The sequence below is a fragment of the Klebsiella sp. 2019SCSN059 genome (assembly GCF_021739525.1).
Classification (GTDB): Bacteria; Pseudomonadota; Gammaproteobacteria; order Enterobacterales; family Enterobacteriaceae; genus Klebsiella; species Klebsiella quasipneumoniae.
Genome location: NZ_JAKKOM010000001.1, coordinates 515886 through 523890, shown reverse-complemented (window position 1 = coordinate 523890; position 8005 = coordinate 515886). Strand labels below are relative to the sequence as shown.

Annotated in this window: 8 protein-coding genes and 2 pseudogenes; 2 read left to right on the top strand and 8 right to left on the bottom strand. The window is 62.9% G+C overall.

Annotation, left to right across the window (positions count from 1 at the left end):
• Positions 1-264 precede the first annotated feature (264 nt).
• The 4 genes from nhoA to L2I46_RS02685 all read right to left on the bottom strand — a co-directional run bounded on the left by nhoA (position 265) and on the right by L2I46_RS02685 (position 4564).
• The gene (nhoA, locus tag L2I46_RS02700; RefSeq protein WP_017900510.1) at positions 265-1110 is read right to left on the bottom strand and encodes an N-hydroxyarylamine O-acetyltransferase; all 846 of its coding nucleotides are present in this window, start codon (positions 1108-1110) and stop codon (positions 265-267) included.
• A gap of 76 nt (positions 1111-1186) precedes the next feature.
• Positions 1187-2842: an ABC transporter permease gene (locus tag L2I46_RS02695; RefSeq protein WP_236947523.1), complete on the bottom strand. Its 1656-nt coding sequence runs from the start codon at positions 2840-2842 to the stop codon at positions 1187-1189.
• A gap of 55 nt (positions 2843-2897) precedes the next feature.
• Positions 2898-3866, bottom strand: a complete 969-nt coding sequence (locus L2I46_RS02690) for an ABC transporter substrate-binding protein (protein WP_236947522.1) — start codon at positions 3864-3866, stop codon at positions 2898-2900.
• Positions 3863-4564 carry an ABC transporter ATP-binding protein gene (locus tag L2I46_RS02685; protein WP_236947521.1) on the bottom strand — a complete coding sequence of 234 codons (702 nt, stop codon included), beginning with the start codon at positions 4562-4564 and terminating at the stop codon, positions 3863-3865. Before L2I46_RS02685 ends, L2I46_RS02690 begins: the two co-directional genes overlap by 4 nt.
• Positions 4565-4778: 214 nt before the next feature.
• Between L2I46_RS02685 and L2I46_RS02680 the strand changes: the two genes are divergently transcribed.
• Positions 4779-5360 (top strand): flavin reductase family protein, encoded by a 582-nt coding sequence (locus L2I46_RS02680; RefSeq protein ID WP_023289867.1) that lies wholly within the window; start codon positions 4779-4781, stop codon positions 5358-5360.
• 97 nt (positions 5361-5457) lie between these two features.
• A pseudogene (locus tag L2I46_RS02675) lies at positions 5458-5751 on the top strand (carbohydrate porin); the annotation flags it as partial.
• A 60-nt stretch (positions 5752-5811) separates the two neighbouring features.
• Here the strand turns inward: L2I46_RS02675 and L2I46_RS02670 are convergent.
• The 4 genes and pseudogenes from L2I46_RS02670 to L2I46_RS02655 all read right to left on the bottom strand — a co-directional run.
• Positions 5812-5987: pseudogene (locus tag L2I46_RS02670) on the bottom strand (NadS family protein); the annotation flags it as partial.
• 144 nt (positions 5988-6131) lie between these two features.
• Entirely contained in the window at positions 6132-6359 is a 228-nt protein-coding gene (gene pptA, locus L2I46_RS02665) for a tautomerase PptA (protein WP_004891592.1), read from the bottom strand.
• Positions 6360-6429: 70 nt separating this feature from the next.
• Complete coding sequence (locus tag L2I46_RS02660; RefSeq protein ID WP_023289870.1) at positions 6430-7047, bottom strand: glutathione S-transferase family protein; 618 nt, start codon at positions 7045-7047, stop codon at positions 6430-6432.
• Between the two features lie 77 nt (positions 7048-7124).
• Complete coding sequence (locus L2I46_RS02655) at positions 7125-7976, bottom strand: transporter substrate-binding domain-containing protein (protein WP_072413454.1); 852 nt, start codon at positions 7974-7976, stop codon at positions 7125-7127.
• Positions 7977-8005: the final 29 nt, after the last annotated feature.

Below are 8005 nucleotides of genomic sequence, written 5' to 3'. Positions count from 1 at the left end.
CGCAGCGCCGCCGGGCAAGATATCAGGCACGGTACCTGTAATTTCGCCGGGTGGCGGCTGTCGCCTTGCCCGGCCTAGAGGGCCCTCTCACAGGCTCATCCCCCGTAGGCCCGCACAAGCGCAGCGCCGCCGGGCAAGATATCAGGCACGGTACCTGTAATTTCGCCGGGTGGCGGCTGTCGCCTTGCCCGGCCTACAGGGCCCTCTCACAGGCTCATCCCCCGTAGGCCCGCGCAAGCGCAGCACCGCCGGGCATGAGGAGATTTACTTCCCGGCTTCCGGATGGGTATCGAACGCCGCCATCACCGCCGCCAGCGCCGCTTCGCTGAAGCCATGTTTAGGATCGTCCACGCCGAGGCCGAAGCGGGTCTGCAGCCCTTCGTACAGCGCGGAGACATCGGCAAAATCGACCTTCTCCACCACGTGGTTATTCTCCCAATGGGTAAAGTGGAAATTGGTGAGGGTCATTTTGCCGCCGTCAGGCAGATGACGGCACATCAGCAGGTGGTGACGGAAGTGGGACTGCGGCCAGTGCGCCGACCAGAAGTTACCCATCACATAATCAGACGCATACTGGCGGCCTAAATCGAAATGGTACATCGACTGCCAGTGTTCGTGATGGTTGAACTGCAGCGTCCACTCATCCCCTTCATGCACCAGACGATAGCTGCCGTGCGGCGTCTGCTGCGGGATATCGGCCAGCAGCTTGATCGGCGCGGTCAGCGTCTGGCCGCCGAAGCCAACGTCGGCTACCCAGCGCTCGCCCGCCACTTCCACCAGCAATAAACGGTGAGTGCGCGGCGGCATCTGCGGCGGATTGGCCAGCACCACCCGGCCAAGCAGGCTGCGAACGTTAAAGCCTATTTCGCGCAGCGCGCGCTCCAGCAGGCCATTTTGTTCAAAACAATACCCCCCGCGGCGGCCGGCGATCAGCTTCTCTTCCAGCGCCAGGTCGTCAAGATGGATCTCGCGCGGCAGCAGGACGTCGAGGTTTTCAAAGGGGATGGCGCTGTTATGCTGCAGATGCAGTTGGCGCAAGGTATCAATGGAAACATCAGGCTCGCCCGTCCAGCCCAGACGGGAAAAATAGGCGCGTAAAAAGGGACTCATCAGGGTCTCCAGCTGTAGGTGTCCGACATTTATAGCCTATTTTTCCGCGCCGCCCCTCTTTTTTGTGCGCTTGCCGTTAACCGCGCGTGCTGCGCTGCATCAGCGCCAGCGCCGTCAGCATCAGGACCAGACCGGTCAACAGCGTCAGGCTGGCCATCGCCATGCCCTGACCAACGGATCCCTGTTCAAACTGGCGCCAGATAAACACCGCCACGGTCTGCGTGCCGGCGGGCGACAGCAGCAGCGAGGTCACCAGCTCCCGGGACGCCACCGCGAACACCATCAGCATCGCCGCCAGCAGCGCCGGAAAGACCAGCGGCAGGACAATCAACCGCAGCGCCCGCAGCGGCGACGCGCCGTGCACCCGGGCGGCGGGCTCAAGGTTCGGGCCCAGCTGGCGCAGCGCGCTGCCGACATAGCGCACCGGCCAGGGCAGCAGCAGGCAGCAATAGGAGAGCAGCAGCATCCACAGCGTGTTGTAGGGCGAGCGCGGCCAGAAGGGCTGATTCCACAGCAGGATCAATCCCACCCCCACCACCACGCCGGGCAGCGCCGCCGGCATCAGCGACAGCGCATCCACCACCCCGCGCCCTTTGATCTTCTGCACCATTACCAGCCAGGCGGCCAGCAGCCCCAGCGCGCCGACGATCAGCGCCGAACCTAACGCCAGCGACAGGCTGACGCCGAGGGCCGACAGGGCGTCGCCCTGCTGGTCGAACAGCGCCGCGAAGTGACGCAGCGTGACATTCTCCAGGCTCACCCCGCCCGAGAGGGTGCCCATCAGGCTGGTGAGCATCATCGAGACGGCGGGGACCCCGACCGCCAGGCCGCCGACGGCCGCCATCACCAGCAGCGCGGGCAGCGTCATCCAGCCCAGCGACGCTCCGCGGTTTTCTCCCGGTTTACCGGTGACGCTGGTGATCTCCTTCTCACCCACCAGCCGCGTTTGCAGCCACCAGGCGAACAACGCCACCGCCATCAGCAGCAGCGACAGCAGCGCAGCGCCGGTGAGATCCACCGGCCAGTCGGCCAGCTTTTTCTCAATGCCCACCGTCAGCATCACTACTCCCGCCCGACTGCCCAGCGCCGCCGGGACGCCAAACTCCTCGATGGCGAGAGTAAAGGCCAGCAGCATCCCCGCCGCCAGCGCCGGGGAGAGCATCGGCAGCGTCACGTGCCAGAAGCCGCGCCAGGCGCTGGCGCCATGGACCCGGGCGACCATCGCCAGCCGTTGCCCGCTCGCCAGCAGGCTGCGGGAGACGGCAAAGTAAACCACCGGAAAAATGTTAAAGGTCATCACCAGCACGATCCCGCTGCGGCTGAACAGCAGATCGTTTAGCTGCCAGCCGGTCAGCTGCTGCAGATAGCCCTGGCTTTGCAGAGCCAGCATCCACGAGAGCGCCGAGATATAGGGCGGCGTCAGAAAGGGGATCAAAAACAACAGGTCCCACAGCCGGGGTAGCGGCAACGAAAACATACCGCGCAGAATACCGAGCGGCAGGCCGATCATCACGCTGGCCAGCGCCACGCCGCCGGCAATCCACAGCGTACCGCCGAGCATCGACGGCAGCTGGGGGTCGGCCAGCAGCGGCCAGACGCCTCCAAAGACGTCATGGAGCGAACCGGCGCTAAAATGGGGGAAAATCGCCTGCAGCAGAATAAACAACAGCGGTAACGCGACCAGCAGCGTCAGGGCGGCAAGCGTCACGCCGGAAAGGAATTTTTGTTTCACAGCGGTTCCTGAAACGAAGCGTTCTCCGGCGGCCAGCGCCGGAGAACCGTGTCAATTAGTGGGCATACAGCTGACTGAAGCGGCTGAGGACGGCGCTACGCTCGCTACTCCCCTCGCCGCTGGTGGGCAAGACCTTCAGCGCGTCCAGCAGCGGGCGTTTGGCGGCCACATCGCGGCGAGCGGGCATCAGCCAGGCGTCGGCGACCCGCGCCTGACCTTCCGGCGACAGCACGTAATCGATAAAGGCTTTGGCCTCGTCGGCATGACGGCTGGTTTTGAGGATCATCATCGGGCGCGGGGCGATCACCGTCCCGCTGGCCGGGAAAATCACCTTCAGCGACTCGCCCTGCTGGATATTGCCGTAGGAGACATAATCCACCGCGCCGAACACCGCCGCTTTCGCCCCCTGCATCACCGGCGTCACCGCCTGGGCGTTGGGGCCGCTGACCACCATGCCGTTCTTTTTCAGATCGTCAAACAGCTGCCAGGCCTGGTCGCCCATGCTGTTTTGCAGGCCAATCAACAGATCCAGCGACGCGCCGGAGAGCGACGGGTCGGGCGTGGTCACCTTATCTTTAAACGCCGGCTGGGTGAGGTCGCGCCACTCTTTCGGCTCCGGAGTGCCGCTTTTGCTGTTCCAGACGATGCCAAGCGCCGAGACTCCCTGGGCGATATAGTCCGCCGATTTCAGATTAACCGGTACCTTGTCGGCATTGGCGCTGTGAAAAGGCAGCAACCAGCCCCGGTTGTGCAGATCCTCCGCGGTATCCCATGAAGCGGAGATCAGCACATCCGCCTGCGGGTTGGCCTGCTCGGCCTCCAGACGGGCCATCACTTTGCCGGTGGTGGCCTGAAAAACGGTCACCTTCACCCCGGTCTGTTGTTCAAAACCACTGGCCAGGCTTTTCGCCAGCGAGCCGGGGCCGGCGGTGTAAACGGTCAGCGCATGGGCGCTGGAGAGCATCATGGCGGAGAGAGCCATCGCGAGTACCACTCCTTTCTTAACGGTCATAACGGTGTTCATGCAACTTCCCCTGAGGTTGGCGTAACGGCGCGGACAGCGGCCACGCGGCCCGCGGATAAGTGGACGATCCGGTCGGCTAACAGGTCGGCTTCACGGCGGTCGTGGGTGACATACACGGCGGTGGTGCCGAGCTGTCGCAGCAGGCGGCTCATTTCGCCACACAGCGATTCGCGCAGTTCGCTGTCCAGGTTGGAGAGCGGCTCATCAAACAGCAGCACCCGCGGCTCGGCGACGATCGCCCGCGCCAGCGCCACCCGCTGCTGCTGGCCGCCGGAAAGGCCTGAAGGTTTACGTTCCGCAAAGCCGTGGAGGCCCACCCGCGCCAGCGCCTCGCTCACCCGGCGCTCGCGTTCGGCGCGGGCAACGCCGCGCATGCGCAGCGGAAAGGCGACGTTCTGCGCCACGCTCATATGCGGCCAGAGGGCGTAATCCTGGAAAACCATGCCGATATCGCGCTGTTCCGGGGGCAATCCCCATCCTGCGCGGGCGACCAGCCGATCGCCAAAGCGGATTTCACCGCTGGCCGGCACGCTCAGCCCGGCCAGCAGGCGCAGCAAGGTGCTTTTGCCGCAGCCGGACGGGCCCAGCAGCGCCACAATGCTGCCGGGTTCGATATGCAGCGAGAAGCCATCGAGAATGGAGGTCTCTGCGAAGGCGAATGAGACCGCCTGCAGAGTGATTGGGGTCAGCGCGCGCATTGTCGCCCTCCCTTGCGGGAAAGCAACCCCTGCCCGGCGGTCGACATCCGACGGGGCGCGCTCACCTGGGATAACATCAGGGGAGCCAACATATTGTGATCCTCTTTGGGACTTTGTGCTGGCGACTATAGTCAGACGAGATGACGTATTGATTACATTTTCATTGCGGCTTAACGTGTTACCTGCCAACCGACCCATTACTCAAGGAACGCCTATGAGCCGCTTTCGCCACGTGGAACTGCAGTATGCCAGCCGCCTGCTCAACCACGGCCCGACCATTTTGATCACCAGCTACGACGCTGCCTCCGACCGGCGCAACGTCATGGCCGCCGCCTGGTCGATGCCGGTGGAATTCGCCCCGCCGCGGGTGGCTATCGTGGTGGATAAAAGCACCTGGACGCGGGAAATCATCGAGCGCAACGGCACCTTCGGCATCGTGGTTCCCGGCGTGGCCGCCGCCAGCTGGACCTACGCGGTCGGCAGCGTCAGCGGCCGCGATGAAGACAAATTCAATGCTTACGGAATACCGGTGGTGAGCGGCCCGGAACTGGGACTGCCGCTGATCGAGGAGAAGTGTCTGGCATGGATGGAGTGCCGCCTGCTGCCGGCGACGGCGGCCCAGGAGCAGTACGATACGCTGTTTGGCGAAGTGGTTTCCGCCGCCGCCGATGAGCGCGCGTTTGTCACCGGACGCTGGCAGTTCGATGACGATAAGATCAATACCCTGCATCATCTGGGGACCGGCAATTTTGTCGCCAGCGGCCGCCACGTGCGGGCAAACTCCCTCGACGAATAAACCGTACTCGACGATGTCGGCAGGGTCCTGCTGACATCGGGCGCCTGAACGTCATGGCCCCGCCAGCAGACGATGACGATTTAGCCCTGTAGATCAGACCTCGTGGCAGTATAGGGATCTCACCCCGGACGGGAGAACCTATCGCTATAATGACAACGTGTATCAGTACCAGGCGGTGAGCGGCGATTTTTACAAGCTGACCTTCGCCCCGACGTTCAAAGTTGGCGATGTGTTTGATATCAAAGCGAGGCCGGAGATCCGTTTCTTTGTCACGTGGATGAACTGGGATAAAGACCTGGATCGCTATGCGATCAACGATGATTTCGGCAGTAAAGGCTTTACCGCCGGAGGAAACTGTAACTTTGGCGTGCAGACAGAGATTTGGTTTTAATAAAGTAGCCCGTCCGGGGCAAACGCCTGGACGGGTTGATTTAAATACACGCTGTTACTTAACGCCAACGGCCGCTGCAAAGTCCTGCTGTTTTAACCTGTGGCTTCACGTATCGCTTTCACGTCAATTTCGCTGAAGGTATGAACGTGCTGCTCCTTCGGTATGTGTTGACCTTTCTCGATCCTGACCATTTCTTCTGCACTCGCCAGCAGATCGGCAAACAATTCGTCTTTCATATACACCTCAGTTGGCTCTCTGGCGCTTAGGATAGATGAACATGATGTTTCTCTCAGTGCGTAGCCGGAGAAGCCCCTGCCGGAGGCGGCGCAAAGCACCTTGTCCGTTGGACAGATGCGCAGCATCGCCTCCGGGGCGCCGGGTTACATGCTATAACCCGGCTTCTTAATCAACTGCGCCATCTGCGGGGCGATCTCACTGTCCCACACCGCCTGCCACGCGTCCGGCTCAACCTGAGTGAGCGCGACGCTGACCGCGCCCTCTTTACTGTTCAGATGGCGGATCAGCACCTCGGTAATGTCGGCGGCCAGCGCGGTTTTTTGTTCGTCAGTCAGTTCACGGGGAAAGCATTTAATATCAACATGCGGCATAGCAAAGACTCCTTGTGGTGAAGGCCATAACGCTACCACAGAATGGCGGTTGCGGTTGGCATCGCGTGCGTTAAATCAGCTTGTTACGTCGTAGCGCCGCGGCCAGCTCCGGTCGCTGATAGACCGCCAGGGCGACGGCGGCAAATTTGGGCGTATGGGCGTTAAACCACGCCTGCCTGGGCCCCCAGCTATACATCGCCGCGATATAGCAGTCCAGGAGGGTAACCGACGCGCCCAGCGCCCAGGGCCCGGCGACCAGCTGCTGTTCGAACCAGAGATAGAGGTTGTTCCGGTACTGGCGACAATTCTCCACCAGCTGCTCCGCCGCGGCAGGCGCCCAGCGTTCCGGGTAGTCGGCATAGGTAAAGGTGGGATAGACATTCGCCACCAGCCAGATCAGCAGACGCTGAAACTGCTGACGCTGCGGCGTCCCCGGCGCGGGGGCCAGATCGGGGCGCTGGTCGAGGATCATCAGCGCGATGGCGGCGGTTTCGGTCATGATGCTGCCGTCGGCCAGCCTGAGGGTGGGCACCTGGCACAGCGGGTTAATCTGCCGCAGGCGCTCGCGCGCCGGGCCGGGCTGGTCAAAGCCCTCGACGTCAACCACCTCGTAGGGAATATCGGCCAGGGAGAGCATCAGCTCGCTAATCGTCGAGCCCCATCCCGGCACGCCATATACGGTAATCATGGTCTGCCTCCAGGGTAAAGCCTAAGTGTAGGCAGAAAATTGCCGCACACCCACCCGGCATACCCTGGCCCTGGCGGTTAGTAGGTGATCCCCGGCGGGTTGACCACCGACTGCGCCACCGCTTCGCCCTGCTCTCCCCAGCGCGCCAGCACCTGTTGATATTCACCGCGGGCGATCGCCCCGTCGAGGGCGGCCTGCAGGGCAAAGACCAGACCGTTGCCTTTTTTAGTGGTCGTCGCCACCCACGCTTTTTTCGGCCCCAGGCCTACCACCCGGGTCTGGCCGTTAAGGGCCGCTTTATAGGCGGCCACCGACTGCGGGCCGAAAAAAATATCCGCCCGCCCGGACTGGATATAGAGGTTGCCGGAGGCATCATCGGTCAGGTAGACCGGCTGGGCCGGCGGCCGCCCGGCGGCCCGGTTGTCCTCATTCCAGCCCAGCAGGATCCGCTCCTGATTGGTGCCGGACCCAACGATCACTTTGCGCCCGGCAAGGTCCGCGGGTCCATGCACCGCGGCGATGTCGCTGGTGGATTTCACCGAGAAGGCCAGAGAGTCCACCCGATAGGTGGCGAAATCGAACTTCTCTTTGCGCTTCTCGGTTACCGCGATATTAATCAGCGCCACGTCATAGCGGCCGGCGGCGATACCCAGCGGCCAGTCCTCCCACGCGGTGGGCACCAGCCTGAGCTTCAGGCCAAGTCTCCCGGCCAGCAGGCGGGCTATATCCGGGTCGCTGCCGATCCGCGTGCGGTTGTCGCTGGCCAGCAGCGCCAGCGGTGGCGAATTGAGCGCCGAGATCGCCACCGTCAGCGTCCCCGGCTCCACGAAACGGTAGCCCGGCGGAATTTTCGCTATCGCCTGCGGGTCGCGGGTGACCGGCAATGGCTGCTCATTGGCGCGCAGATCCAGCGCCGCGTGAGCGTCCAGCGCCAGGGCGCTGAATACAAGGGTCGCTA